Annotated in this window: 31 protein-coding genes; 13 read left to right on the top strand and 18 right to left on the bottom strand. The window is 60.9% G+C overall.

Going from position 1 to position 20,330, the window contains the following annotated elements; translation table 11 throughout:
* Positions 1 to 150: 150 nt before the first annotated feature.
* Positions 151 to 336 (top strand): hypothetical protein, encoded by a 186-nt coding sequence (locus ACFX5Q_RS22600; RefSeq protein ID WP_404281530.1) that lies wholly within the window; start codon positions 151 to 153, stop codon positions 334 to 336.
* Positions 337 to 901: 565 nt separating this feature from the next.
* On the opposite strand, the gene ACFX5Q_RS22605 is transcribed toward ACFX5Q_RS22600, so the two are convergent.
* Together ACFX5Q_RS22605 and ACFX5Q_RS22610 are read right to left on the bottom strand one after the other, a co-directional pair.
* On the bottom strand, positions 902 to 1,195 hold the full coding sequence (locus tag ACFX5Q_RS22605; protein ID WP_404281532.1) for a hypothetical protein: 294 nt from the start codon (positions 1,193 to 1,195) through the stop codon (positions 902 to 904).
* A 372-nt stretch (positions 1,196 to 1,567) separates the two neighbouring features.
* Complete coding sequence (locus ACFX5Q_RS22610) at positions 1,568 to 1,789, bottom strand: hypothetical protein (protein ID WP_404281534.1); 222 nt, start codon at positions 1,787 to 1,789, stop codon at positions 1,568 to 1,570.
* 181 nt (positions 1,790 to 1,970) lie between these two features.
* On the opposite strand from ACFX5Q_RS22610, the gene ACFX5Q_RS22615 reads away from it, so the two are divergent.
* The 3 genes from ACFX5Q_RS22615 to ACFX5Q_RS22625 all read left to right on the top strand — a co-directional run bounded on the left by ACFX5Q_RS22615 (position 1,971) and on the right by ACFX5Q_RS22625 (position 2,865).
* On the top strand, positions 1,971 to 2,159 hold the full coding sequence (locus tag ACFX5Q_RS22615) for a DUF3606 domain-containing protein (RefSeq protein WP_404281536.1): 189 nt from the start codon (positions 1,971 to 1,973) through the stop codon (positions 2,157 to 2,159).
* A 6-nt stretch (positions 2,160 to 2,165) separates the two neighbouring features.
* Entirely contained in the window at positions 2,166 to 2,387 is a 222-nt protein-coding gene (locus ACFX5Q_RS22620) for a hypothetical protein (RefSeq protein WP_404281538.1), read from the top strand.
* A 157-nt stretch (positions 2,388 to 2,544) separates the two neighbouring features.
* On the top strand, positions 2,545 to 2,865 hold the full coding sequence (locus ACFX5Q_RS22625; protein WP_404281540.1) for a hypothetical protein: 321 nt from the start codon (positions 2,545 to 2,547) through the stop codon (positions 2,863 to 2,865).
* Here the strand turns inward: ACFX5Q_RS22625 and ACFX5Q_RS22630 are convergent.
* The 3 genes from ACFX5Q_RS22630 to ACFX5Q_RS22640 all read right to left on the bottom strand — a co-directional run bounded on the left by ACFX5Q_RS22630 (position 2,843) and on the right by ACFX5Q_RS22640 (position 4,603).
* Positions 2,843 to 3,073: a KTSC domain-containing protein gene (locus ACFX5Q_RS22630; RefSeq protein ID WP_404281542.1), complete on the bottom strand. Its 231-nt coding sequence runs from the start codon at positions 3,071 to 3,073 to the stop codon at positions 2,843 to 2,845. The two genes, ACFX5Q_RS22625 and ACFX5Q_RS22630, sit on opposite strands and share 23 nt — an antisense overlap.
* 100 nt (positions 3,074 to 3,173) lie before the next feature.
* Positions 3,174 to 3,956: a hypothetical protein gene (locus tag ACFX5Q_RS22635; protein ID WP_404281544.1), complete on the bottom strand. Its 783-nt coding sequence runs from the start codon at positions 3,954 to 3,956 to the stop codon at positions 3,174 to 3,176.
* 344 nt (positions 3,957 to 4,300) lie between these two features.
* Positions 4,301 to 4,603, bottom strand: coding sequence for a DUF1236 domain-containing protein (locus tag ACFX5Q_RS22640; protein WP_404281546.1), 303 nt, complete (start codon positions 4,601 to 4,603; stop codon positions 4,301 to 4,303).
* A 309-nt stretch (positions 4,604 to 4,912) separates the two neighbouring features.
* Between ACFX5Q_RS22640 and ACFX5Q_RS22645 the strand changes: the two genes are divergently transcribed.
* A complete protein-coding gene (locus tag ACFX5Q_RS22645) occupies positions 4,913 to 5,101 on the top strand; it encodes a hypothetical protein (RefSeq protein ID WP_404281548.1) in 189 nt (62 codons plus the stop codon).
* 114 nt (positions 5,102 to 5,215) lie between these two features.
* Here the strand turns inward: ACFX5Q_RS22645 and ACFX5Q_RS22650 are convergent, their stop codons facing one another.
* The 4 genes from ACFX5Q_RS22650 to ACFX5Q_RS22665 all read right to left on the bottom strand — a co-directional run bounded on the left by ACFX5Q_RS22650 (position 5,216) and on the right by ACFX5Q_RS22665 (position 8,784).
* Complete coding sequence (locus tag ACFX5Q_RS22650) at positions 5,216 to 6,466, bottom strand: NAD(P)/FAD-dependent oxidoreductase (RefSeq protein WP_404281550.1); 1,251 nt, start codon at positions 6,464 to 6,466, stop codon at positions 5,216 to 5,218.
* Positions 6,463 to 7,182: a methyltransferase domain-containing protein gene (locus tag ACFX5Q_RS22655; RefSeq protein ID WP_404281552.1), complete on the bottom strand. Its 720-nt coding sequence runs from the start codon at positions 7,180 to 7,182 to the stop codon at positions 6,463 to 6,465. The genes ACFX5Q_RS22650 and ACFX5Q_RS22655 overlap by 4 nt, the downstream gene beginning before the upstream one ends.
* Positions 7,179 to 8,243: a type III polyketide synthase gene (locus ACFX5Q_RS22660; RefSeq protein WP_404281553.1), complete on the bottom strand. Its 1,065-nt coding sequence runs from the start codon at positions 8,241 to 8,243 to the stop codon at positions 7,179 to 7,181. The genes ACFX5Q_RS22655 and ACFX5Q_RS22660 overlap by 4 nt, the downstream gene beginning before the upstream one ends.
* A 337-nt stretch (positions 8,244 to 8,580) precedes the next feature.
* Positions 8,581 to 8,784, bottom strand: a complete 204-nt coding sequence (locus tag ACFX5Q_RS22665; RefSeq protein WP_120018918.1) for a CsbD family protein — start codon at positions 8,782 to 8,784, stop codon at positions 8,581 to 8,583.
* 155 nt (positions 8,785 to 8,939) lie between these two features.
* Between ACFX5Q_RS22665 and ACFX5Q_RS22670 the strand changes: the two genes are divergently transcribed.
* The gene (locus ACFX5Q_RS22670) at positions 8,940 to 9,839 is read left to right on the top strand and encodes a hypothetical protein (protein WP_404281556.1); all 900 of its coding nucleotides are present in this window, start codon (positions 8,940 to 8,942) and stop codon (positions 9,837 to 9,839) included.
* 23 nt (positions 9,840 to 9,862) lie between these two features.
* On the opposite strand, the gene ACFX5Q_RS22675 is transcribed toward ACFX5Q_RS22670, so the two are convergent.
* The gene (locus ACFX5Q_RS22675) at positions 9,863 to 10,057 is read right to left on the bottom strand and encodes a hypothetical protein (RefSeq protein ID WP_404281558.1); all 195 of its coding nucleotides are present in this window, start codon (positions 10,055 to 10,057) and stop codon (positions 9,863 to 9,865) included.
* A 202-nt stretch (positions 10,058 to 10,259) separates the two neighbouring features.
* On the opposite strand from ACFX5Q_RS22675, the gene ACFX5Q_RS22680 reads away from it, so the two are divergent.
* Positions 10,260 to 10,424: a hypothetical protein gene (locus ACFX5Q_RS22680; RefSeq protein WP_404281560.1), complete on the top strand. Its 165-nt coding sequence runs from the start codon at positions 10,260 to 10,262 to the stop codon at positions 10,422 to 10,424.
* A 200-nt stretch (positions 10,425 to 10,624) separates the two neighbouring features.
* On the opposite strand, the gene ACFX5Q_RS22685 is transcribed toward ACFX5Q_RS22680, so the two are convergent.
* Positions 10,625 to 10,978 carry a hypothetical protein gene (locus tag ACFX5Q_RS22685; protein ID WP_404281562.1) on the bottom strand — a complete coding sequence of 118 codons (354 nt, stop codon included), beginning with the start codon at positions 10,976 to 10,978 and terminating at the stop codon, positions 10,625 to 10,627.
* Between the two features lie 667 nt (positions 10,979 to 11,645).
* Here ACFX5Q_RS22685 and ACFX5Q_RS22690 point away from each other — a divergent pair.
* The 5 genes from ACFX5Q_RS22690 (at position 11,646) to ACFX5Q_RS22710 (ending at position 13,652) form a co-directional block, all read left to right on the top strand.
* Positions 11,646 to 11,882, top strand: coding sequence for a hypothetical protein (locus tag ACFX5Q_RS22690; RefSeq protein WP_404281564.1), 237 nt, complete (start codon positions 11,646 to 11,648; stop codon positions 11,880 to 11,882).
* Positions 11,830 to 12,186 (top strand): flavin reductase family protein, encoded by a 357-nt coding sequence (locus tag ACFX5Q_RS22695; RefSeq protein ID WP_404281619.1) that lies wholly within the window; start codon positions 11,830 to 11,832, stop codon positions 12,184 to 12,186. The genes ACFX5Q_RS22690 and ACFX5Q_RS22695 overlap by 53 nt, the downstream gene beginning before the upstream one ends.
* 240 nt (positions 12,187 to 12,426) lie before the next feature.
* Positions 12,427 to 12,813, top strand: a complete 387-nt coding sequence (locus ACFX5Q_RS22700; protein WP_404281566.1) for a VOC family protein — start codon at positions 12,427 to 12,429, stop codon at positions 12,811 to 12,813.
* 339 nt (positions 12,814 to 13,152) lie between these two features.
* Positions 13,153 to 13,383, top strand: coding sequence for a hypothetical protein (locus ACFX5Q_RS22705; RefSeq protein WP_404281568.1), 231 nt, complete (start codon positions 13,153 to 13,155; stop codon positions 13,381 to 13,383).
* Positions 13,380 to 13,652, top strand: a complete 273-nt coding sequence (locus tag ACFX5Q_RS22710) for a hypothetical protein (RefSeq protein WP_120018909.1) — start codon at positions 13,380 to 13,382, stop codon at positions 13,650 to 13,652. The genes ACFX5Q_RS22705 and ACFX5Q_RS22710 overlap by 4 nt, the downstream gene beginning before the upstream one ends.
* 112 nt (positions 13,653 to 13,764) lie before the next feature.
* Here the strand turns inward: ACFX5Q_RS22710 and ACFX5Q_RS22715 are convergent, their stop codons facing one another.
* The 3 genes from ACFX5Q_RS22715 to ACFX5Q_RS22725 form a co-directional block, all read right to left on the bottom strand.
* Positions 13,765 to 14,865, bottom strand: coding sequence for a L,D-transpeptidase (locus ACFX5Q_RS22715; RefSeq protein ID WP_404281570.1), 1,101 nt, complete (start codon positions 14,863 to 14,865; stop codon positions 13,765 to 13,767).
* A 171-nt stretch (positions 14,866 to 15,036) separates the two neighbouring features.
* Complete coding sequence (locus tag ACFX5Q_RS22720) at positions 15,037 to 15,738, bottom strand: GGDEF domain-containing protein (protein WP_404281572.1); 702 nt, start codon at positions 15,736 to 15,738, stop codon at positions 15,037 to 15,039.
* Positions 15,739 to 15,987: 249 nt separating this feature from the next.
* On the bottom strand, positions 15,988 to 16,701 hold the full coding sequence (locus ACFX5Q_RS22725; protein WP_404281574.1) for a thermonuclease family protein: 714 nt from the start codon (positions 16,699 to 16,701) through the stop codon (positions 15,988 to 15,990).
* 191 nt (positions 16,702 to 16,892) lie between these two features.
* Here ACFX5Q_RS22725 and ACFX5Q_RS22730 point away from each other — a divergent pair, with 191 nt between their 5' ends.
* The gene (locus tag ACFX5Q_RS22730) at positions 16,893 to 17,429 is read left to right on the top strand and encodes a hypothetical protein (RefSeq protein WP_404281576.1); all 537 of its coding nucleotides are present in this window, start codon (positions 16,893 to 16,895) and stop codon (positions 17,427 to 17,429) included.
* Positions 17,430 to 17,456: 27 nt separating this feature from the next.
* On the opposite strand, the gene ACFX5Q_RS22735 is transcribed toward ACFX5Q_RS22730, so the two are convergent.
* Genes ACFX5Q_RS22735 through ACFX5Q_RS22750 form a run of 4 tightly spaced genes read right to left on the bottom strand, consistent with a single transcriptional unit; the run spans position 17,457 to position 20,308 of the window.
* Positions 17,457 to 18,032 (bottom strand): hypothetical protein, encoded by a 576-nt coding sequence (locus ACFX5Q_RS22735; protein ID WP_404281578.1) that lies wholly within the window; start codon positions 18,030 to 18,032, stop codon positions 17,457 to 17,459.
* Positions 18,029 to 18,613 (bottom strand): L,D-transpeptidase, encoded by a 585-nt coding sequence (locus ACFX5Q_RS22740; RefSeq protein ID WP_404281580.1) that lies wholly within the window; start codon positions 18,611 to 18,613, stop codon positions 18,029 to 18,031. The genes ACFX5Q_RS22735 and ACFX5Q_RS22740 overlap by 4 nt, the downstream gene beginning before the upstream one ends.
* Entirely contained in the window at positions 18,600 to 19,763 is a 1,164-nt protein-coding gene (locus ACFX5Q_RS22745) for a CpaE family protein (RefSeq protein WP_404281582.1), read from the bottom strand. Before ACFX5Q_RS22745 ends, ACFX5Q_RS22740 begins: the two co-directional genes overlap by 14 nt.
* A complete protein-coding gene (locus ACFX5Q_RS22750; protein WP_404281584.1) occupies positions 19,760 to 20,308 on the bottom strand; it encodes a TadE/TadG family type IV pilus assembly protein in 549 nt (182 codons plus the stop codon). Before ACFX5Q_RS22750 ends, ACFX5Q_RS22745 begins: the two co-directional genes overlap by 4 nt.
* Positions 20,309 to 20,330: the final 22 nt, after the last annotated feature.

A 20,330-nucleotide genomic window follows, 5' to 3' on the forward strand; every position in this document is an offset into this window, starting at 1 on the left:
GGAAGCCCCGCCAGCGCGCGTTCTGATCGAGACGCGCCTTGCGCCTCCTGGCGCGTTCCTGTGGGCGCAAGCTGCCCGCCTGGCGGCGGTGCCAAAGTGGCGTGACAAGCCGGACGCCTATATGCTTCGGCTGAATGTAGGGGAGCCACAATGGCCTACACTGTCATCTGGTATGGAAGACAGGGCATCGTCGACAAGATGACTTTCGACGCCGAGAAGGTCGCGAAAGACTTTGCAATCTCCATGTTCCAGACTCGAAAGGGCGACGATGGGATCGTGTCCGTTGAAGTTCGCAAGGACAACGGCGCTGTCGTCTTCAGCCACGCGGAGAATTAGGAAGGCCCGCGTCTTGGCGGCAGCTGCGATGCGCACAAGCCATTTGGCGGCCTCTTCGCGGAGGGCCTTGCCCTGTTTCTGCTGGTCGCGTGTTCGCTTGTTGCAAACCTCGAAAACATAAGCCGCTTGAAAATGCGAAGGGAAAAAGCCCGCTGCCTTGGGGGGGTGGGCTGTTGGGGCGGCAGCGGGCTTCGTTGCTAGGCAACATCGAGACCATGAGCCGGCGCTAATGCGGAAGACCTTAACGGAACCCGGACAATTTTACCGATCGGCCCGTCGCCTGTGGATACTGGGCAAACGCTGTGTGGCGACCGTCCATTGCGGCTTGGTGCACCGGTCGGGCTGGAGTCCGGGGTACAGATCGTCCCTACCGCCGCACTTGGCACTTTTCAGCTTCGGGATGAGGTCATCCGCCATTGCCGGCGCGTCGGGACCGAACCGATCGCGAAATTTCACCAGGTCGAGCACTTGCCTATGGTGACAGGCCGAATTGTGGCAGTGCGCCGTCACCATCATCTTCGCGTCGTTCAGTGTTTGGAATGTCCAGCCCTTTGCCATCCGGCCACTATCGGCTGGCTTCCGTGTGCGGCGCAAAGAAGCAGCGGATGGTCATATGGGGGGGTGACGTGCAGATGTGATACTGGCTGTCTTCACTCTCTATGACGCGATTCTTGGGGATGAAATATTGGGTCTTGGACCCCGTGCGGATATTGAAATCGCCGCCCGGCAGCGGCTCGACATAGCGCGGGCTGATGACCCTACAATCCTTGTCGTCGCAGCATTCATAGCCGGTGACCGGATCATGGTAGCCGGAATACCAGTTATGAGCGACGGCAAGCGCGATCAAAAAGAGCCTCATGTCACCCTAGTCTTAACATGGCGGCTGGGTGGCAGGCCACAACCCCGGCTGCCCCGCTCGGTTGCCGGGCCGCCTGAAGGCAGTTAGCTGAATGAAAAACCTCGCCGCTCCATTCGCGAAGCGGCGAGGCCCCCAACCGCCCCAATTGCCGGGTCCCAACACCCGGCGCTTCTGACACTGCAATTCTGGTGCCAGCGGCAAATGATCCATTGTGGGGCAGGGTCACCGCGCGTTAGTTGTTGTCGTTCCGTGACGATCCTCACCAGCGCGCGCTTCGGCCGGCCGCTGTCCTTCAGCAGGGAAGCGCCCGTGCGTCCTGGCGCGTCCCTGTGGCTGTTCTTAGGCTATAAATGCGCCGGCAAGCCCGCGCCCCTAATCGTGGTTGTCCAACAAGAGGGCAAGCTTTCTGGCTGCGGCGCTTTCTACAATCAGTTCCTCTAAACCACTGTCGCCGACGCGCGATTTGTTGACGTGACGCCTGATTACGCGGAGCGCTTCAGATATCGAAACTGCGGTGGTCTTCGCGTGACCATCCAGATATCGGCCGACTTCAATCACGGCATCTGCATCGACGTCGAATGGCAATTCTCGCATGGCACCCTCCCGCGGCACCCGAACTTGCTCCCGAATTGTCGCACTGAAACGAAGAAACACAGCATCATCAATAAGGCGGAAGCCGGCGCCTCGCCTGCCGCCTTCGCATGGAACCGAGTCTGGGTCATCGGCTTATATTAGCTAGCGTGAACATAACAAGATTCTGAAAGGAGGATGCGAAATGGCTGACGACAAACGCAAGCGCGACTTCCGTGACCGAGACCGCGTGGCCGGAGACGAAGAGTATGAGGTCGGGTATTTCGCCAGCAAATTCGGTCTCACGATCCCCGAGGTTCGCGAACTTATCAAGAAGCACGGAAACAGTCGTGAGACGCTAGAGCGTGGAGCTGAACGGCTAGGCAAGAGGTAGACTGCCATGGTGCGCTATCATGTCGACGAGCTTTATGGCGAAGAGGTCGTCACCTCGCTGGATACGGATGCGTATGATGCTCTCGGCGCTGTCGAAGCGGTAACCGGAAAGGTGGTCTATCCAAGGGCAGTGCAGCAGCGGCACTGGTTCCGGGTGATCGACGAAGCCGGAACCATTCACGAATTCAGTCTGGACGAAAATCTTCAGATCGTCGACTTCGCAAAATGACCAAGCTTTCAGACCTCGGGCCGCCGATCATCGGCAGGCGACACAGCGAGCCCGCCAAGCACGGGAGCCCGTCCTGCGGCCAAGCGGTAGATTGGCGCGACCTGCGGCAGGTGATCTGGCATCAGCAACCAAATCACGAGCGGCTGGAACTGGACGCATGACACCCAAGCGCAAATCCGCAAGAGGCATTGGAATTGGGGATGAGGTGTCGATCATTGCTGCCGTTTTGCAGCGGATCGACGCGGATCGCGTGAGCATCAGCATTCCGTCCTATGATTTCCCACATTCGATAGCCGACCGCACGGCCAAGGCAGGCCAGAACGTTGAGCTGGTCGGGAAGGTCACGCGCATAGATGATGAAGCTGGCAAGGTCACGGTGAACCTTCGGCCGCTGGTGACTGTCGATCTGGACAAAGTCAGATTGGTGACCGGGATCGCGCCTCCGCACCGCCGAGCTACTGCCGGCGACGCTGATTGACTCCCGATGTGGGCACTAGGCGATAGCTGAAGTGATTGCGGATATGATCGTTGAAGAACCGGCCTTTTGCGAAGGCATCTCGGAACGCAGCAACGGTCTCTGGGGGCACGCCCTCGAACTCATAATGTTTACCGCTGGCCACGAACCAGACTGAGAGAACTCTGCTGGCCGGGTCATACTCCGTCTTGCTTATCGAGGTCGACGGCATGGTGCACCCGAAAAGGCCCGCCGGCCGAAGCCAGCGCGAGGGTCTGAGGTAGCCAGAGTGTGGTCTGGCAGATTGCCAACGGTCTGCCCGGGCTTTTGTTTCAGGATTTGCTAAGACGGCTATTGGCCCGCCGCAGCGCGACCGCAGCAAAAGCGACAGTTGCGTTTCCCGTAAACCTGGCAGTCACGGATTGACGGAAGGTCGAGTTTTTTGATGCATGGATGCCAAGGAAGTCCTTACCGCAAAGAGCGTTGAAGTCCTCGGTGACATTGCTCAACGAGCCGGAGGTGGTCCCGGGAGCAATCAGCGATATGAGGGCGACGCCCTTGTTCGGAATGGTGATGGAAATGCTGAAGTCCCTTCCTGCGGCAGCGCTCACAGCCGGTATCTCTGAAGCTCCAATCACGCGATAGACTTGAGTCGTGATCGACGGGTTGCCGCCGTCGAAAGTGAACGCGATATCTACCGATATGGTGTTTTCCAAAGCATCGCCGGACCCAGCGGAAACCATCCAGATCTCAGAATTGGCGCTATCGGGCACCTCGTTGCTGCGCACCAGGCGCCTTGCCGGAACGCCTCCAACCGTGACGGCATTCAGCATTCGCGCTTCGCCGGAAAATTTCCAGCTAATTGCCAGCCAGATATCGCGATTGGCAGCGACAGCGCCCAAGCTCTTCGAAGGCGCTGTAACCGTGGGGCCAGGAACCAGACCGCCGGAATTGAAGGACGAGACAGCCGAGACCGTGATCCGCGGCGAGGCACGTCGCGGCTTCTCAAAGCTAAAAATCACCGCCGTGATCGCTAACCCCGCGAGGAGAAGGGCAAAGGCTTTCCAAACAACTGATTGCCTTCGATTTCGTCCCGAACGCATGGTCGTCACCATCTGGAAAACATCATGGAGGCGATACAGTATTTTGTCGAATCCTGGCGGCCTCAAGCGCTGATCCTCGCCGGCTACAAAGTCCGCCAGCGCGCGTTTTCGTCGGCCAAGCGCTTCGCGCGACCTAGACAAGCGGCGCGAAACTGTTCGACTTCCTCCTCCGTCAAATGCTCTATCCCGATGAAAGTCATTCTTGCCTTGGCCGGAGCGGATCAATTCATCGAGCTTGGCCGTTTCCCTCTATGCAAGCGCCTACCCAAGCTTACGACGATCGCGAACCGACCTACGTCTGCATAGCTAAAAATGGCCCCGCCGGAAGGCGGGGCTATAGAGAAGACGATGAAACCTCAGTTGTAGACCTTGACGATCTTGCGTGTGCCGGGGTCCACGAGAACCGTCCGATTGTCGATTACCACGTAGCGATATTTGACGTTGGGGACTTCACGAAGCTCGACGGTGTCCGGCAGAGCAGTGCCGACGTTGAGTTCCACACCCGGCAACTTGATGGATGCCAAGGGCTCCTTTTTCGCGTATTCCTGGATGACAGTATCCTCTTCGGGTTGGATGATGATGACGTCCTCGGCGGCGGCGGCACCCACCCCTAGAAGAATAAACAAGCTGGCCGCAGCGGTTGTAAGGTGGATTTTCATACTATTCTCCGTTTTTGCGGACCCGGCCCTCAGCTGCGTTGATCGCAAACCGTGTCGCTTATCCTAACGGGCAGAAAAATCTCTTGTTCCAAATAGGGCGCAATGGTCCGCCCGTGGGGCAAAAAGCACGCGGTCCCCGGCGCCAGATGAGGGGGTGTCGCGGCAATCCAGGACGGGAGGCAAGCGAAAGTTGAACAGCTCTCAGTTCACGAACGCCGACACGGGTGACCAGCTCCGCGTGCGGATTGTTCGCAGGAACAGGTTCTCTAACGCCACGTTGTGCCAATCAGACATGGTTGGAGAAATGACATGGACGACGACCTGCGATTGAGATTGAAGGAGCTTAGCGTGACCTTGCAGAACAGGGCTGGCGAACTCACCCTGGCGCGTGAAGACGATATCGCCGCGCTTATGTCCGGCGTGGCGGTAACCCTTGGAGCCTTGCTCGTGCTTGCCCAAGAGACCAGATCACCGAGATCGGGACCGTCGGAAGAATGACCCGCATGGAGCGAGGGCATTGCTTTTGGTGAGCTGTCACGACCGAACACGCTGGTTCCGGCGGAGTGTTCAATAGTGTGATGCTGTGAGCGGAAGCGAGCGCCGCAGCGCCGGTCATGTAAGACCGGGGATCGGCCTCGTCTTGCCGCTCATTTGTGCGCCCAGTGTCAGGGCTTGCGGAAAATTGCGGACAGCCGCTCCCATCAAGGCACGGCCGGCTGGACCGAGGGCCATTCCGGCGATGACTGCAGCTGCGTAGACCCGCGTCGAAAACAATCCTCTCCAGGCCGCTTGGTAGCGTCTGCCGGCAGCTTCGCGACCTACCCGGCCGCTTGGCGCGTCCGCGAGTTCCGTCGCCAGCAGCCAGCCGGACTGGAGCGCCATTGAGATGCCTTCGGCGATGATCGGATGCGACTCGCCTGCGGCATTGCCGACGCGGAAGATATCCCGTTCGTAGCAGGAGCGGATGCCAGGCCGGATTGGACCTGCGGCAAGCCACGGACCGTCGAGGTAGGCTCCATCCAGAGCATCGCTCACGCCCCGGCAAGAAGCCGTGAGGTGACGGTAGACCGCGTCCGCGGCCGACACCTGACCATCCTGTTTGGGGCCATCATGCCCGGAACCATGGTTCCTGCGCAGCCGCGCGAGCATGTCGCGCCTTATGCAGCACGAGATCGACAGCCGGCCATGATCGGCCAAAACCATGCCGCCATAGCCGCCGGGAAAGGTGAGCAGCGGCATCAGATCGGGCGCGAGCAACGAGCCTGTGAAATGCGCCTTGAAGCCGAGCAGGTCCGACGGACGGCTCGCCTTCTCAAGCTGGCTTGGTAGCGGTCCCGGCTCCCAGGAGCCGTGCGCGGCGACGATCACCGGCGCACGCAACGTCGTCGTCTCGTCGCCGGAATTCTGATCCCTCGCCTGAATGCGCACCGCTTGCATGTCCCCATCCCGGTCGGTGGCGACCGCTCGGCAAGGCTGGAAGATTTCGGCGCCCGCCGACCGCGCCGCCTGCAAGAGCAGAGCGTCGAGAACGTCACGGCCCAGCGCCCGGCCGAAGCCGTCCTTTGCAGGGGGCCCATATTTTGCACCCGGCATCGGCGCCTCGACGCAGGTCTCGCCGGAAAAGAAGCCGACGCGATGGATTTCGGGGCCGGCTTTGGCGCGCCAGGCATCGCCCACCTCCAGGCGGCCGAGCAGCGAGATGTTACTCGCCGAGATGTATTCTCCGCAGACTTTACGGCGCGGGAACGCACTCTTTTCCACAATCGCCACAGCCCATCCGCGCCGGGCCAACGTCAGCGCGACGGAGGTGCCTGCCGGTCCGGCGCCGATGACGATCGCATCGTAAGTCGACGATCGCGTCATGGGTCCCTACCGGAATTGGTGCTGGCGCCGACGAAGACGTGCGAAAAGGGACCGACGCGCCCCTCCTTCAGCGGCTTGCCATTAGCCGCAAGCCAGAGAGCAGATAGCTCGCGGTCGCGAAAGCCGGCGCGCACGCTCTGGGCCGCATCATGTCGGGTGACGTCGTTCGCGCCGATCGCCGGAAGAAGCCGGGCCGCGGCGAGCGCCGACATTGCCCTTAGCGGTTCGGTCGCCAGGGTCAACGGGGCTTTCGGCGCCAGCAGCGAAAACAGACGCACCAGCTCGGCGTCGTCGAAATGATGCAGGAAAAGGTTCACGGTGATTGCGTCGATGCGCCCGCCTTCGGCCCTTTCCGCCCAGTCGAAGACGTCGGCCGTGATACCTTCGACGGTCCATCCCAGCCTCTCGAATTCGGTCGAGAGTTCGTTGGTGACCAGGCCGACGCGATCGAGCAGCGTCAGTTCGACGTGAGGCCAATGCCTAGCGATGCGCCGCGCCACGGCGAGCATAAAGGTGCCGTCGCCGGCCCCGATCTCCAGAATGCGGCGTGGCGGCTTCGGCACGAATTTCTTCAGCAATGACGCCATGATCCGCGCCTGGAACATCAGCGCGTTGATGCGACGGAGATCGCGGCGCGAGGCGAGCGCCCGCGGATCGTCGGCCGCAAGCCCGTCAAGGATTTCCGGGACCAGGCTGCGGTGGCTGAGCGCGTTCATGACACTGTTCGAAAAAGCATGGTTTCGGCCGTCAATCCAGGTCCGAACGACATGCCGCAGCCGAGGAGGCCCGCCGGCGCCTTCAGCATCTCTTGCAGCACGAACATCACGGTCGCCGACGACATGTTGCCGTATCGGCGCAGCACCTCGCGCGACGGCGTGAGCGCGGCGGGCGCAAGTTTCAACGCTCTTTCGACAGCGTCGAGAACCGAACGTCCGCCGGGGTGCACGGCCCAGAGGTCGATCGCGTCCGGCGGCCGGCCGCCGAGGATAGCGTTCTGATTGCTCAGCACCGCGTCATGGATCGCCGCCGGCACCTGGCCGGAAAGAACCATGTCGAAGCCGTGGTCACGGATATCCCAGCTCATCAGGTTCCGCCGCTCGTCCGCGACTGCGCAATAGAAGCTGTTGAGCTCGATGCCGGGGGGCTCGCCGGTGACAAGTGCGGCCGCGCAGCCATCGCCCCAAAGGCAGAACGACAGCAGCTTTTCCAGTTCAGTGGTTTCGCTGAGATGCAAGGTGCAGAGCTCGATATTGACCAGAAGGACCTTCGCGCGCGGGTCGGAGCGCACGATATGGCGGGCAAGCTTGAGGCCATTGATCGCCGCGTAGCAGCCCATGAACCCGATCATCGTGCGTTCGATGCCGTCCGGCAGGGCGCAGCGCGCGACCAGGTCGAGGTCGATCCCCGGCGCGGAAAAGCCGGTGCAAGTGGTGACGATGAGGTGGGTAAGGCGCGATGCGTCTCCGCCGAGCTGCAATCCGTCGACGCCCTTTTGTGCCAAGACGGGTGCGGCTTCGCAAAACATCGCCATTCGAGCTGCCGTTCCCGGAAAAGCGCCGCGGATGAAAGTCGCCGCGAGATCGACAGACGGTCCTTCGGGATCGATGGCGGGTGCAAAGCAGGAATAGCGGCTCTCGATGCCGGCAAGCCCGGCCATGCGTTCGAAGACTCTCCGGCGATTGGCAGCGAGCATCGAAGCCGCAAACCGCAGATAGAATTGATGAACCTCGTGTTCCGGAACCGCTGTCGCGATCCGGTTGATATAGGCGGCAGACATTTTCCGGTCTCCCTGGCGTCTCGCGCGCGGTGTCGCGCTGGCCGAAGGGGTCTTTGCTCACTGGCGCCGGTATTGGGCGTCAGATCTCGAACGTTACCCTTTCCATTAACGTTTCCGAAAACTGATTTCATCCCGGGTAATCGACCGCCTGCTGGAAGTCAGCCCAGCTTGGCCTCCGGCCCTAGCTCGCCGCCCTTCGCCCAACAGAAAGTGCTCGATCTATCAGGGGGACGCTGATCGAACGCCGGGCGCCGTAGCGTGGGTGGGTTGGGTGTGGCACCTTCAAAAGAAAGGCGCTGCCATGCGACAGCGCCCCATCGATTGCCGAAAGGCAATTCTACCAGCCTTGTCGGGTATACCAGTCGTCGATATCCCGACGCACGCGATCCTTTTCAATCCCGTAACGTTCCTGGATCTTGCCTTCGAGTTGGTCGCGCTTGCCGGCGATACGGTCCAGATCGTCATCAGTGAGCTTGCCCCACTGCTCCTTGACCTTGCCTTTGACCTGCTTCCAGTTTCCCTCAACGCGGTTCCAGTCCATGGTCAATAACCTCCTTGGTTTTACCCAAATGCAAAACGGTCGTTCGCGCCCTATGTTCCGGAAGGAGCGGTTCGGCTCTGGCGCGGCCCGGTTCACGCCATGAACCTTAAAGGGTTACCGAACGTTTCTGTGCGCAAACAGATGATTGATGGCGCATGGCGGAAAAATCGGACGCTAGTCCTGTGCCGCAGAAACAGGACGCTCCCGGTGCCGAAGCGCGCTTTTCGTTCGATAGAATGGCCGTCGAGCGATTTCGACAGGCTTTTACGCGAGCGAGGTGGAGCGATGAGCGCAAGAGCTGGTTCGTCCCGGGAAAGACGGCCAGCCGCAGGATCGACCGCTGGTTGGCGCAAGAGGCAGAGAGGTTGGCCATCCACGGGGACAGCAAGGGACGTGATGCCTTCGCCTTCGATCCGATATCGAGCCCATACTTGGAGGTTTCGGACGACCTACGTGTTCGCACGCCTTATTCGAACATCGTACTCGAGGAACTGCGGGCAGTTCCGTGGGCAAGTTGGGACGACGAATTGCGGGCCTGGCGGGTGCCATTCCGTTCGTATGAAGAGCTACGTCGCAGATGGGCAAGAATCGAAAAGGCTGCCCGACATGCCGAACCCCAGGAGAGGAAGCGACGACGAGAGGCCGCCAGAGAGTCTGGAGCTTCCAAGGTCGCTCAACAGCGGAACGCCGAACGTCGCCGTCATCGCTATCCACTGCCAGCTGAAGAGTTGCCGCCTCTTGGTCGGCCAGTTGCGACAGAGCAATACGGCATTGTCGTTTTCAATGAAGTATCCGGCGCATTCGTTGACCCGTTAGAGTTGACCGCTTCATATCCAATCGCGATGCGCGCACACGTCGACTACGTATGGGGCCGCTGGCGTTCGGCCACGCTCCCCGAATTGGTCAGGACGTGGCCCGCACGCAGTCCGCCAGGAGCGGACGAACGGTCGAGGGGTTGGTGGCAACCGACACTTGCCCAACTGAGAGTTGCTCGTCGAAACGCCCGGAGCATCGAACGCAGAAAACAAAGTCGCACCCACAAGATGGGTGGCTGACATGCCTAGCTGTTTGACATTAATCAACCAGACCGCATCACACCCGGCTCTTCGGTGGGCGGATTACTACTGCGAGATCGCAGCTCGGAATTATCACGCACTACGTCGGAAAAATTGACGGTGGCAACCAGATAGCCTGCCTCATCGTAAACCTTGATAATCGAGCCCGATTGATCAGCGCCGGTCGAGGATCCTGCCGACAGGGCGGCATGGGCCATTTCGATTGCTCTCGGGCTGGCCAGGTCGGGCGCTGCAAAGCTCCTGCTCCAATGTCGTGGTCTTGCCGAACTCTACGATCTCAAAGCGGAAATTGGGCATGGTGCACCTCCTGCTTCCAAGCACTGTCCAAGACGGCAGAGCGTTCCAAAGGAACGCTCTAACCTCCAGCCCGTTAGTCTCCAACAACGAGGAGATTCATACATGGCTACCAAACAAGGCAAGAAGGACAACCGCCTCTCTGACAAGGAGGCAATGCATTTAGCGGAAATCACAGACGTTTCCCCTCAGCAGGCTAAGGATCTTGCTGAAAAGCACGGCAAGGTCAAAGCCGAGAAGGAAGCCAAGAACTTCAAGGCGGAGGGCTAACGTGGCGACAAGGATCGACACAGATCGAGACGCTAGAGCCAAACGGGTAGCCCAAGAGATAATAGACTTGGAGCGCAAGGCGCGCGAAGCTAAGACGGCCCGTTTGCGCGAGGCGCGGATAGCTCAGGAAGCCGCAAATCCGCCACCTGCGGGGGAGCCGGATGCGCGTTCACGGCGCAGGACGACAATCTGCGCCGGTTCTATCCTTCCTTAAGTTCAACACTGACCTGGCCGTCCGCCGCCACCGTGCAGGCGATGGTCGCCGAGCGCGGCTCGACGCCACCTTTGCGCAGGTAGTCGATCGCGACGAACAGCGTTGCAATCCGCACGCCGCCAGCGCGTCGGCGCACCGGCTCGGTCAGGCTGGTCTCGACGGCAACCGGATTGTATTGCGCGGCCCATTCTGCGATTGCCGAGTTGCAGCGGTTGACGGTCGACCGGTCGGCCAGCGAAATACCGTGGCTGACCGGCATCACCAGTTGCCGTTCGTCCAATTGCGGTAAGTCGGCCGCGGAGGCCAGACCGGGGAGAAAAAGCATGGCGGCGGTGAGCATCCTGATAGTGTGCATGGCTTGCGGTCTCCTTCCCTAGAGCGCGACAGGGCATTCTCGCTCGTCCGCCTATCAAGATTTCAGGACTCGTTTGTTGATTGCACCTTGCCGCGAACCATTCGGCCGATGAGGCATTGGTTAGCGAAATTCGCCGGCACGTTCACGATCAGCATCAACTACGGCCCAGGCTTCGGTCGGCTCCTGCACGACCATCAATTTGATATTAGATACTACTAATGGAGCAATTCGCAAGGAGTAGCCGTTCCGTCGGATGATGCTTTGTGCTGCCGTCGCCAGACTTGCTAATTCCCAGCCTGCGCACCACCGGCATGATACGTTGTTCGGGGGGCGGCTTTCGCGGTCGGTGTCGCGGCACAGGCTGCTTCAGCGGGCGTCGATCGTCTTATCATCGCGTCCCCAACCGGGTCGTTCGGCTTGCTCGGCCCGACCGAAGCTCCTCGCCGTCTCCCGGCGGTCCACGCTGAGCATGCGGCGGCGGCTCGGGCGCAACCGACCTTGCAACCATGAAGAAATTGATCGAGCAGGCGCGAGTCCTTCAGAAAGAGGCCTGCATTCCAGCATGGTGATTGCCGTAGCGGGTGCTGCCCTATAATATTGGCGTGCCGGTCGTCGATGCTATGCCTTCCGGGGCCGGCAGGGAGGAACAGCCATGTTGCGTTCAATTTCTCTTGCGCTTTTCTTGTCGGTCATCCCAGCAGCCGCCTTTGCGAATTCATGCCCGACCATCATGGCCGCGATTGATTCGGCGTTGCCGACCGCGACCCTTGCGGAGGCTGACATGACCAAGGTCAAAGAACTGCGTGCCCAAGAAAAATTGCATGCCGCCGGCGATCATGCAGGATCAGAGGCTGCGCTCAACGAAGCCAAGAAGATGCTCGGCATTTAGTCACGACGACGCGGCTTACGTGGCACTGCGTCACCGTGGAAGACATCGTGGTTTAGAAAGATCCTGGTTTGCTCGTTGCGGTTGGTGTCGCAGCGGTTCTGGCTTGCCTGCCGTAGCGGCCTGGTCTGCTCTTGCGACCGGCGCACTGGCACTTGAAGGCGCGCTTGCCGCAGTCGATTGCACGGTCGAGGCTACTATCATTCGCCACAGCCATGCGTTGATCCTCGGCAGCGTCCGCCATGTTATGAGCGGAGAGCCCGGTCCTGCGCTGATCTATCATAACGGCGCCTACGGATCGCCGTAAACGCCTGTCAGTTCTCCTGCTTGTCGTGGCAGTGATCCCAAGCGTTCGACACCACAACGCGCTTGGTGACGCTGCGCGGCGCAGGGACCGACCGCAGCTGCTCTTGGTAATGCGCTATTCGATGCAATCGGGGTGAGGTTCCGCCGCATCCCGTTCTCACCGAAGCGGATCCTCGCGGGCTTAAAGCGTGACTTGTGATCGCTCTGTTTGATTTGTCCGCGCTCACATGAGGCCAATTCGATGTTTCTGGGAATCCATCACGTCGCAATCATCTGCAGTGACTACGAGGTCTCCAAGCAGTTCTACACGAACAACCTCGATTTCGTGGTTGTCGACGAAAATTGGCGCGCCGAAAGGCAATCTTGGAAGTGCGACCTGCGCCATGGACCTGTGCAGATCGAGTTGTTCAGTTTTCCAGCACCACCGAGCCGGCCCACCAGGCCCGAGGCATGCGGATTGCGACACTTAGCATTCTCGGTCGACTCGGTTGAGGCGACCGCCCGGTTACTTCGGGCGCGAGGCGTCGAAGTTGAGCCTATCCGAATCGATCCCCACACAGGACGTTCGTTTACTTTCATTGCGGACCCTGACGGACTCCCCATTGAGCTCTACGAGGATGGCGCCTGATAGTCGGAGATTACGACGAAAAAGAACGGCGAACCGGCCAAGCAGGTTCAAGGCTCATTCAGATACGCTAACACTTCACCCTCGGCGTTCCGAACGGCACGCCTGCCCCGAGGTCGGTGCTCCTATGTGCGGCGTCAAGATTGCGTTCGACAGTGCCGCGAGGCGCGCGGGGGACTTGCGGTTCCATCTCAAATACACAGAGCACCCAGCCAGGACCCTTAGGCGCAACTCAGCCGGTTCCAGCAGGTCTTCAGCAATTTCCGACGCGGAGCGGCGGCACTGCACCGCGCGGCGGAACAGCGGCCCTTCTCGCGAGTTATTCCATTAGGAGTGACTAATATGAGATTCGTGGTCGTGCAGGAGCCGACCGACACTTGGGCCGTAATTGACACCATCGTGGACGTGCCGGCGGATTTCGCTAACCAATGCCTCATCGGTTTGACGCGCGATGGCGCTGAATGGTTCGCGGCAAGATGCAATCAAAAAATGTCGCGAAGCGTTCTGCGCAATCAGAACACGCCGCGACGCGTTGTGGATATTCCTGAAACCGTTCGTCGACAGGCCACATGATGACCGAAGAAGCGCTGGCAGCTGTTTTGGCAGTGAGGAACAAGGAAGCCCAGATCCTGGGTGTGTTCGATAGCACCAATAAAACCGATGCCGCTCTTGACGTCCGCCGTCTGGGCGAGGCCGTCCAGTTTGTCGCCAATGCTCCGATCTTGGGCTACGATGTCCGTGCCGCAATGGTCGTATATGGCGACCTGGGGACTCCAACTCTTCGAGCCAGAGATTGCGAGCAGCTGTGGGCCAAATACGGAAAGGCCCTGCTCGCGTGTTAATGAGATCAGATCTTGGACGGGTTACCACCTGCCAAATGACCTTGTCGGCTGCCGGAATGTGCGCGCTGCAAACACGCGAGCGACAAACTTGCCAAGCATTCCGCGTATTGGGCTACTGAGGCCGCTCGTCGCCTGCGTTCGCCATTTCGTCCTTGAAGCTAACTTTCGTGTTTTTCTGCACCATGGAAGCGAGGTCCTCGGCATCCCAGTTGGTCAGCCTGATGCAGCCATGGGAGAAGGTCGTGCCGATCTTGCCAGGTTCGGGCGTGCCGTGAATTCCGTAGCTTTCGATGGAAAGGTCGATCCAGATCGATCCCACAGGATTGTTCGGCCCGGCGGCAATGGTGAAGGGCCGCTTGGACTTGACCCCCTTGAAAGCGAAGTCGGGATCGTAGTGATAGGTCGGGTTATGCACCACGCGTTTGATCTCCGCCTCGCCATTTGGCGCCGGCTTCTCGTCGCTGCCGATGGAAGCCGGGAAGACTGCGAGCCATTTTCCCGAGGGATCAAGCACGCGCACCAGGCGTGCGCCCTTGTCGACCTCGACGCCGGCAACGGCAGTAGGAGGATCGCCCCGACCAACATCCGGCACATGCAACTTCGTGCCGACCTTCTTGAAGCGGGTGCCCGGATTGAGCCGTCTGAGCAATTGTTCGCTGACATGGAAGCGTTCCGCCAGCTTCTCCATCGCGTTGTGATAGCCGAGCCGCGGCAGGCGGGCCATCCTCTCCAGGCGCGCCGGAATACGCTTGGTAAAAGGTCCGCGCACATCTTTGCGCGTCAGCTCATAGGTGACCAGGACCGGGCTGCCGGAGGTTGCCATCAGCTTGTCCCAGGTCTCCAGAGTAAGCTTGCCATCGGATGGGAAACCGTTCGCCGCCTGAAAGGCCCGGACCGCTTTGGTGAAGTTCTCTGAAACGCGCCCGTCGATCAGGCCCGGCGAGAAGCGGGCGCGATCCAAAAGGATCTCTGCCTTCAGGAGGGCCGGGCTGAAGCCTTTCGGTTCTCCGGCGGCGAATTGGGCCTGATTGACGGTGGCTAGGTCCAGCTTGGCCGCCTCGGTCCCGGCGGAGGCGAGGACGAGCGCCGCGGCGATGAACAGAACGAGCCTAATCATCGATGTGACTCCATGGGAACCTGCTTCTATGACGCGGCAGGGCCCTATCTGGTTCCGTCCCTGGCAGCTGCAGGACAGAACCCACCAGGCGGGCATTCCCGATCCCAGGGCCGACTGAAATACGAGGGTTGTCTATCAGTTCATTTTTATGAACGTCACAATGTTGCAAAACATCACGTAAGATATTGAAATTATTGAATTCGACTAGAGTTCAATCCTCTCTCGCAGCACCAGTCTCTCATCGATCGTTCGACCAGATCTGCCGTTTCAGCTGCGGTCGTCGCCTATATGCGACAATTCCAGTCCGTCCCGGGATTGCGACAAACGCTCTTCCGCCGACCGGAACATGTCCTCGAAGGCGAGTTCGTGCTCGAACACGACACCGCCGACGCTGATCGCCAGCACAGCCTCCGCGCCCTTCGGCGCGAAATAGACCTGTGCGACTCGCGCCCGGATGCGTTCGCCGATTTCCTTCGCATCCTGTTCGGTCGCGCCGGGCAGAAAGACGCCGAACATCGACGTGCCGATGCGACCGACCAGATCTTCCTTGCGCACCGACGATTGTATGGTCGAGGCGATGAGCCGCAGGGCTTCGTCACCCCATTCCAGGCCGAAGCGAAGATTGAGCGACCTGAGATGCTCCGGATGGATCACCAGGAAGGCGCCGGAACGCGGGCCGGTCTGCGCTGGCCTCGATGCCCGTCTTTCGACCAGCGACGTGAAGACAGGCCCGTTCAGGCAGCCGGTCAGCCTGTCATAGGTCGCCGAACGGTTGAGCTCCTGCCGGTAGCGGCGAAGCTCGATCTGCTTCCAGCCGATCACCAGGAAAAGCGGCAGGCCGATCGCCAGCGGCAGAATCGCTGCCGTGATCATGCTGCGCGCGAACGGCGTCAGCCCCTCGCTGAACAGAAGCAGATAGTTGAGGCCCAGCGAAAGGCCAAGACAGCCGGCGGTCCCCAGAAGGGTCAACCAAGCGACTTCTTTCCACGCATGGGCAGCGCTGGTCGTCATTGTTCTCGTCACCGGCCAATCTCCTGTCGGATGCGCTTGCATAAGGCCTGTGTGTTGCAATTTCGGTTTCGAGGAACCTACAATTTGATGAATGGGACAAATGACGTCCCCTGCTCGAGCCCAAAACATCAAACCGCGGTTACTCCAGGGGAAAGCTGCGCCGCAACGGTTAACAAAAGAAATATCCGGGGCTTGGCGGCCGGCCGACTATTGCGGCGGTCCGAATATGCCCATGCCGGCAGTCCTGGCCGTCGCCTCTGCCTTGCTGTAGATGCCGCCGGGCGCCGCCATGGCCCAGCCATTGGCCACCAGCCAGGCGCCGACATCCTGCTTGCCGAGCTTGCAGGGCGCGGCAATGGCGAAACGGTCGGTCTCCGGCGGCACGAAGCATTTCAGCGCCCGCCCGCGCAGCCAGGCATTGAAGGCCGCGCGGGCTCGCTGACCGCAAGGCCAGGCCGCCTCGCCAAACGAACAGCTTTGGTCCGGATCGACGCCGAGCGTGCCGCTGATGGCCACCGTCCTGCCCATCGCCTCGAAAGCGGCCGATGAGGTGGCGATCGGACGGTAGAGCAGGGTCTCCCGCCAGTCGTCCGGCATCGGCGTTTCCGGCCATGACGCCAAACCGAGTTCGCCAAGCGGCAGGCGCGGCTCGATCCGCTCGATTGCCGATACTTCGAGCGGCGGCGGGGCAATGAGGTCCTGGGCGATCTTGCGTGCCGGCTGTTGTGGTCCTGTCTCCAGAGGAGATGCAACTGCTGGGATCGGCTGCTCGCCACCGACAGCCTGTGCCGGCGCAAGCTTGGGCCGGTCGACCGCGACCAGGGCGCCCGCCCAGATGATCAGCAAGACCCCGGCCAGCAGTTCGAGGGCTCCGAACGCGATCGCAAGGCCCGGCCTTTGCGCCAGACCCGCGCCGCTCATCGGCCTGCTCGCTTGGCTTCCCGCCGAAGCCGATATCGCCTGGGAAAACGGCATCGATCCTTCGCTGAACCCGTCCGCGCCGGCGATCCTTGCCGTCGGCGCAAGCATATCATAGGCTTTTGGGATCTGCCGCCGTTAAGCCTTGTGCAATCAATGCCGCCTACTCTGCGCCTCGGATCGTCGAGGATGACATGAAGCGCAAACCGATACTGCTCTTTGCCTTCCCAGCCCTCATGCTGCTCATTCTGGCGGCGGAGCGAACCGCGACGTTCCTGCTCGGCGCCTATCCGTCCAGCCCCGCAATGTGGTGGATCTGGCTTGAACTGCGCCCATTGGCAACGATGTTTTGGCAGCAGGTCGGCCTTTATCTGGGTGGCTCGTTCGTGCTTGATGCCGCCATGCTGGCAAGTGCCTCCATGCTCTGCTGGATGACCTGCCGGGCGAAGGGATCGGCCGCCTTCTTCCTGGCCAATCATGTCGCCCTGCTTTTCGCCGGGCTGATGATCGCCGTCAGCAGTCATTCGGAAACGGCGAGCACGATTGCCTCATTCACGGCGCCGAGAGGCCTTCAGTTCTCGCTGATGGTCGACTTCACCTTGAAGAACAGCCTGGTGCTGGCTCTCGGCGCTGCCGCATGCGCCTATTGCCATATTGCCTTCCTTAGCGAAGCCAGGCAGCGCACCGAAGCACGCGCAATCCGCATCCTGGCTCTGCAGCGAGATCTTTAGCGCTCTGCGCCAACCAGGCCGAGTGATCTAGTTGATCTTCCGATAATAGACCTTGCCGTCCGCCTGCTGGATGCGCTGGTAGGCGGGGTTCGGTGGCGGGGCAACAGCCGGGGTCCGCTTTCTCGGCGGGCGCGGCATCTCGATCGCATCCGGCTCCGCCATGTTTTCGGCAACGGCAGGGGCTTCCTCCGCCGTGCTTGTCGTGACCACCGTCGGCTCGGGCGCGCTCGACATGCTGTCGTCGCTGGCGGCAACGGGCGGGTTCTGCTCAAGCCGGGCAACGTTGCGGTCGATTTCGTTGAAATCCGATTGCAACTGGCTGTCCAGTTTTTCGAACCGGCTCTGGAAGCCGTTGTTGATCGTATCGAGGCGGGCACCGATGCGCTGCTCGAACTGGCCGAGCTGCTCCAGCCGGGCTTCGACGACGCGCAAATCGTTCATGCCGCGGTAGAGATAGACCGCGGCCGTCAGGTTCACGATGGTGACCAGCGCAGCGCCCGCGACAACGACACCGATGGTGCCTTTGCGGCTGGGCTTGCCGGCGACGACTTCCTGCGCGCCGAGTTCGATGGCCGGCATGTCCGGGTCGCTGATCATAGTCATTCCACCACCACCTTTGCGCCCACCGCGACGCGCTTGAAGAGATCGATCACATCGGTGTTGGTAAGGCGAAAACAGCCCGATGTTCCGTCGAAGCCGACCCCTTTGGGATCGTTGGTGCCATGGATGCGGTAGAGCGTGTCGCGCCCGTCCCGGGAGAGGTAAAGGGCGCGAGCGCCAAGCGGATTATAGGGACCGGCCGGCACCATGGCCGGCAGCTCCGGCTGGCGGGCGCGCATTTCCTTGGGCGGCCGCCATTCGGGCCATTCCGTCTTGGCGCCGACCTTGACGGTTCCGGTCCAGCCGAAGCCGTCGCGGCCGACGCTGATCTGGTAGCGCAATGCCTGCCCCTGGCTGGTCACCAGGTAGAGCGCCTTCTCGTCCTTGCGGATGATGATCGTGCCGGCCTGCTCGCTGGTAGCGAAGGCGACCGTCTTGCGCAGGCTGGGGCCCATGGCCGGCAGCGGCGGGCGGTCCAGCAGCGCGGACCGGGCCTCGGCGAGATCGCAGGCCGACGCCAGTGCCAGGCCCATCATGCAGGCGCCGGTGAGCCCCTGGGCGAAGCGGTGGTTAGCGAGCGGCATCGTCCAGCCGTTCCTTGAACATCCGCTTCAGATCCTTGTTGAAGCGCGCCCGCCCGTCCACTTCGGAAGGCAGGATGGCACGGTTCAGGGCATCGGTCAAAAGCGCATTGTCCAGAGCCACCGACTTGATGTGCGGCGCCTTGAAGATCTTTTCCAGCTCGCTGCGCGAGAAGTGGTTTCCGAACCATTTGCGCTTATGCTTGTTGGCGACCAGCGTGATGTTCACCTGATTGCCGCGCAATTCGCGGATCTTCTTGTAGAGCCGCTTGCCCTGGCGCAGCGAGGCGACGTTGAGCTCGAAGACGATGAAGATCTCGTCGCTCGTCGACAGCACCGAATTGTGCCAGGGCGTCTCGATGTTCGGCAGGTCGATGACGATGTCGTCGAACCGGTAGGCGACGAGGTCGAGCAGCCGGAACACGAAATCGGCGCCCTGCGGTTCGAACGGCAGTTGCGGCCGCTCGAAGGAATAGAGCGTCAGGCCGGACGGGCGCGACAGCTTGATGACGTCCATCAGCTCGACATCGAGCCTTTCCGGCATGCCGATGATCCCAGCGAGGTCGAACTGGTTGAACTGGTTGAGATAGGCGCCGCAATTGGCGCTCTGGAAATCGAGATCGACCAGGCAGGTCGCCGCGGCGCGATCGGTCGATTTCGACGCCAGGAATTCCGCCGCCGACAAGGCCAGCGTCGTCGCGCCGGCACCGCCGCTGGCGCCGATGAAGGTGATGATGCGGCTCTTGGTGCCCTGGTTGCCGGTGTCGTGGAAGGTGACGGCGTTGAGCAGCTCCTTGGCGTCGAGCGGCTTGTGAAGCCAGTCCGAAGCGTTCATGCGCACCAGCGCCCGCGTCTGCTCCGACGTCAGTTCGTCGGACACCGCGATCAGCGGCACGGTTGCCCATTTGGCGCGGGCCTCGACGATGCCCGGCTGGCCGAGCAGCTCGCCATGTCCAAAGTCGAGGATGACGATGCCGGGGCGCGTGTCGGCGGGCGGTCCGTTGAGGAAGTCGCCCGTATCGGAAATCCTGACATCATAGATCGCCAGCGCCTCGAGCCGCGTCGCCACATCGCGCTTGAAATTCGGATCGGACGAGAACAGGGCGACCTGTTTGCGTTTTGTCGGAAGGACCTTGGTGTTGATGGCATTCATGGATAGGTGCTCTTCAAGTCTTCGCCCGTAACCGTGCTCAGCATGGGGGGCATGGTGATATTGTCGAATCCAAGCAGTGCGCCCAGAAAGAAAAATTGGAAGGTCACATTCTGCAGGCTGACGGTTATCGTCGGGACCGGACCACCCGGGCGTCCCCAATAGCCGAGCCCGGTTGCGGAGTAGGTGATCCTGACGTTTGCCGGTTGGAGCCTTGGAAAAAACACGACCATGCGATTGTAGATCGCGTCGAAATTCGGCTGGTTGAGCGTAGAAGTACAGACGCCGGCTCCGGTACAACAGACGCCGGCTCCCGTACAGGAGTATGAATAGCTATTTTCTGGCATCGCCGTGCCTACCAGTGCCGTATTCGCGGTGCCCGCTGCGCTGGCAAGCGCGGTAACGACTGGATTGGAAATGGAGGCTGCCCTCGCGCCGACTTGGACCGCCTTGGTCGCGGCATTCCATTGGTAGAGCGCATAGCCGAAATCGATGAAGCCAAGCGTCAGCGTAAGAAGCAGTGTCATGGCAATTGCAGCCTCGACCATGGCTGCTCCGCACTCGTCTTGT

It is taken from the genome of Mesorhizobium sp. IMUNJ 23033, from assembly GCF_044778005.1.
In the GTDB taxonomy this organism is placed as follows: Bacteria; Pseudomonadota; Alphaproteobacteria; order Rhizobiales; family Rhizobiaceae; genus Mesorhizobium; species Mesorhizobium amorphae_A.

What these genes read in the sequence shown, in the direction of transcription:
- ACFX5Q_RS22600 (WP_404281530.1), top strand. Translation starts at nt 151, where the DNA reads ATGGCCTACACTGTCATCTGGTATGGAAGACAGGGCATCGTCGACAAG.
- ACFX5Q_RS22605 (WP_404281532.1), bottom strand. Translation starts at nt 1,195, where the DNA reads ATGAGGCTCTTTTTGATCGCGCTTGCCGTCGCTCATAACTGGTATTCC.
- ACFX5Q_RS22610 (WP_404281534.1), bottom strand. Translation starts at nt 1,789, where the DNA reads ATGCGAGAATTGCCATTCGACGTCGATGCAGATGCCGTGATTGAAGTC.
- ACFX5Q_RS22615 (WP_404281536.1), top strand. Translation starts at nt 1,971, where the DNA reads ATGGCTGACGACAAACGCAAGCGCGACTTCCGTGACCGAGACCGCGTG.
- ACFX5Q_RS22620 (WP_404281538.1), top strand. Translation starts at nt 2,166, where the DNA reads ATGGTGCGCTATCATGTCGACGAGCTTTATGGCGAAGAGGTCGTCACC.
- ACFX5Q_RS22625 (WP_404281540.1), top strand. Translation starts at nt 2,545, where the DNA reads ATGACACCCAAGCGCAAATCCGCAAGAGGCATTGGAATTGGGGATGAG.
- ACFX5Q_RS22630 (WP_404281542.1), bottom strand. Translation starts at nt 3,073, where the DNA reads ATGCCGTCGACCTCGATAAGCAAGACGGAGTATGACCCGGCCAGCAGA.
- ACFX5Q_RS22635 (WP_404281544.1), bottom strand. Translation starts at nt 3,956, where the DNA reads ATGGTGACGACCATGCGTTCGGGACGAAATCGAAGGCAATCAGTTGTT.
- ACFX5Q_RS22640 (WP_404281546.1), bottom strand. Translation starts at nt 4,603, where the DNA reads ATGAAAATCCACCTTACAACCGCTGCGGCCAGCTTGTTTATTCTTCTA.
- ACFX5Q_RS22645 (WP_404281548.1), top strand. Translation starts at nt 4,913, where the DNA reads ATGGACGACGACCTGCGATTGAGATTGAAGGAGCTTAGCGTGACCTTG.
- ACFX5Q_RS22650 (WP_404281550.1), bottom strand. Translation starts at nt 6,466, where the DNA reads ATGACGCGATCGTCGACTTACGATGCGATCGTCATCGGCGCCGGACCG.
- ACFX5Q_RS22655 (WP_404281552.1), bottom strand. Translation starts at nt 7,182, where the DNA reads ATGAACGCGCTCAGCCACCGCAGCCTGGTCCCGGAAATCCTTGACGGG.
- ACFX5Q_RS22660 (WP_404281553.1), bottom strand. Translation starts at nt 8,243, where the DNA reads ATGTCTGCCGCCTATATCAACCGGATCGCGACAGCGGTTCCGGAACAC.
- ACFX5Q_RS22665 (WP_120018918.1), bottom strand. Translation starts at nt 8,784, where the DNA reads ATGGACTGGAACCGCGTTGAGGGAAACTGGAAGCAGGTCAAAGGCAAG.
- ACFX5Q_RS22670 (WP_404281556.1), top strand. Translation starts at nt 8,940, where the DNA reads ATGGCGGAAAAATCGGACGCTAGTCCTGTGCCGCAGAAACAGGACGCT.
- ACFX5Q_RS22675 (WP_404281558.1), bottom strand. Translation starts at nt 10,057, where the DNA reads ATGGCCCATGCCGCCCTGTCGGCAGGATCCTCGACCGGCGCTGATCAA.
- ACFX5Q_RS22680 (WP_404281560.1), top strand. Translation starts at nt 10,260, where the DNA reads ATGGCTACCAAACAAGGCAAGAAGGACAACCGCCTCTCTGACAAGGAG.
- ACFX5Q_RS22685 (WP_404281562.1), bottom strand. Translation starts at nt 10,978, where the DNA reads ATGCTCACCGCCGCCATGCTTTTTCTCCCCGGTCTGGCCTCCGCGGCC.
- ACFX5Q_RS22690 (WP_404281564.1), top strand. Translation starts at nt 11,646, where the DNA reads ATGTTGCGTTCAATTTCTCTTGCGCTTTTCTTGTCGGTCATCCCAGCA.
- ACFX5Q_RS22695 (WP_404281619.1), top strand. Translation starts at nt 11,830, where the DNA reads ATGCAGGATCAGAGGCTGCGCTCAACGAAGCCAAGAAGATGCTCGGCA.
- ACFX5Q_RS22700 (WP_404281566.1), top strand. Translation starts at nt 12,427, where the DNA reads ATGTTTCTGGGAATCCATCACGTCGCAATCATCTGCAGTGACTACGAG.
- ACFX5Q_RS22705 (WP_404281568.1), top strand. Translation starts at nt 13,153, where the DNA reads ATGAGATTCGTGGTCGTGCAGGAGCCGACCGACACTTGGGCCGTAATT.
- ACFX5Q_RS22710 (WP_120018909.1), top strand. Translation starts at nt 13,380, where the DNA reads ATGATGACCGAAGAAGCGCTGGCAGCTGTTTTGGCAGTGAGGAACAAG.
- ACFX5Q_RS22715 (WP_404281570.1), bottom strand. Translation starts at nt 14,865, where the DNA reads ATGCCCGCCTGGTGGGTTCTGTCCTGCAGCTGCCAGGGACGGAACCAG.
- ACFX5Q_RS22725 (WP_404281574.1), bottom strand. Translation starts at nt 16,701, where the DNA reads ATGAGCGGCGCGGGTCTGGCGCAAAGGCCGGGCCTTGCGATCGCGTTC.
- ACFX5Q_RS22730 (WP_404281576.1), top strand. Translation starts at nt 16,893, where the DNA reads ATGAAGCGCAAACCGATACTGCTCTTTGCCTTCCCAGCCCTCATGCTG.
- ACFX5Q_RS22735 (WP_404281578.1), bottom strand. Translation starts at nt 18,032, where the DNA reads ATGACTATGATCAGCGACCCGGACATGCCGGCCATCGAACTCGGCGCG.
- ACFX5Q_RS22740 (WP_404281580.1), bottom strand. Translation starts at nt 18,613, where the DNA reads ATGCCGCTCGCTAACCACCGCTTCGCCCAGGGGCTCACCGGCGCCTGC.
- ACFX5Q_RS22745 (WP_404281582.1), bottom strand. Translation starts at nt 19,763, where the DNA reads ATGAATGCCATCAACACCAAGGTCCTTCCGACAAAACGCAAACAGGTC.
- ACFX5Q_RS22750 (WP_404281584.1), bottom strand. Translation starts at nt 20,308, where the DNA reads ATGGTCGAGGCTGCAATTGCCATGACACTGCTTCTTACGCTGACGCTT.